The sequence below is a fragment of the Pseudoalteromonas sp. Of7M-16 genome (genome assembly GCF_022347805.1).
GTDB classification, from domain to species: Bacteria; Pseudomonadota; Gammaproteobacteria; order Enterobacterales; family Alteromonadaceae; genus Pseudoalteromonas; species Pseudoalteromonas luteoviolacea_F.
The window spans coordinates 1-1597 of sequence record NZ_JAKRFY010000058.1; the positions used below are offsets into that span (position 1 = coordinate 1).

At 38.8% G+C, this 1597-nt stretch carries 2 protein-coding genes; both read right to left on the bottom strand.

The window, feature by feature from the left end:
* On the bottom strand, positions 1–976 hold a 976-nt coding region (locus tag MHN81_RS27920; protein WP_239427374.1), incomplete at its 3' end, for a transposase.
* Between the two features lie 29 nt (positions 977–1005).
* Entirely contained in the window at positions 1006–1455 is a 450-nt protein-coding gene (locus MHN81_RS27925) for a hypothetical protein (protein WP_239427375.1), read from the bottom strand.
* Between the last annotated feature and the right edge of the window lie 142 nt (positions 1456–1597).

Here is a 1597-nt window from a genome sequence, read left to right on the forward strand (position 1 = left end):
ACCAATGCACATCATTTTTAGCGGCATGTGCTCTTAACACAGTTTGCGAACCCGCAAAGTTACCGTAGTGACTTCTAAAACTTTGTATCCTATCCAGCCAGGTCACTTCTTCAATTTTCAGTGATATTAGAATATTGGGCATGCTCTTTGGTATATATCCTCTCTTTTTGGGGTGGACATGGCGACCCGTCCAGTCAACTAGCTCAAGATAATCTAATAATGAAAAGGGCAATGTGTTTGCATGCTCCCTCGCACCAAACGGTTTTAGTGATTTAGGTTGTTTAGCTTGGCTCTTGGCTTCATTTAGATTTGATTTCTTTGCGTTTGATTTGGTGTTTTTGAAGTGCTTTATGCGCTCTTGAATCGATGTAAAGTCACTATTCTCAAGATTATTTGCCATGTTGGCACGAATTGGATTTAAGTCTACATAGGCCATACAACTGAGCAGCGCTGTTTCGTCGAGTAAGGCTTGAGACTTATATCGCCCTTCCCAGTATTTACCCGTGCAGTTATCTTCTTTGTTTGCTTCTTTTGCAATGTACTCATTAAGGTTTTTCATAAACCAACTAATGTCAAACAGCCTAGCTCGCCACTTTTCAACTAACTCAGATACAAGCTGTTGGTCTGCCTCACTAAGAGCATCACCGTTTCGCTGCTTATCTATGATGGGACTACCCTTGTACAACTTATACCATCTAGATATTACCTCGTTATCTGACCAACTAAGTGCTTGCTGACTATTCACTTTGACCACCAAATGATAATGATTACTCATGATGGCATATGCTGCTATTTCAATCGCAAATACACGACTTAGCAGTTTTACTCTCTCGACTAACCATGTCCGTCTATGGTCAAAGTTTTTGCCTGTATACTTATCGTCTCCGCACAAAAAAGCACGGCGTACACACCGTGCTATCAAGTGATAATAAGACGTCGACGACAGATCTATCAGTGCTTTCCTTGCTCTTGTCATATCTATTCAACTCAAATAAAGCTGGGTATTTAAACAGTAGTCAAGCAACCTAATTTATGCAAAGAATTTGTGCCTGTCCTATTTGGTTCTTTTACTGAAGCCACATACTGTTCAACTAACTCATCTTTTTTTTCTATAAAGCTTTCTATAAAAGCTCTAAAGAATTTTTCATCAAAAACTTGTTCAATAGGTAATACCCTGCCATCTCGCAAAACTCGATAATTCAATGGGTGCTGGGTTGTTAAACAATAGTCTTCCGCCATGTCAAAATCACTAACTTTCCCCCATACCTTTGCAAGGCAACTATCATAAATGCCGTATTGAACTCGTGGAACACTCCCTACTTTATGGATAGATATAATAACCCCAATAGAGTATCGTTCATCGATACGATAAAAATATATAAGGGAACTATCAACCGACGGACCTTTTATAAACCCATAACTTTCAACAATTTTTTTCAGTTCTGCCTTTTTCATAACATCAATCTTGATCTTGGTAGTAAATCCTAAAGAATTTAACACCCGAATTCAAGTTCCAAGTGCACCACTCATATTTTCAAGTGAAAAGGCTTCTTTCGGCGTCTGATAATCTAAACTTTTTCTGGGCCGGCTATTAATT

What these genes read in the sequence shown, in the direction of transcription:
- MHN81_RS27925 (WP_239427375.1), bottom strand. Translation starts at nt 1,455, where the DNA reads ATGAAAAAGGCAGAACTGAAAAAAATTGTTGAAAGTTATGGGTTTATA.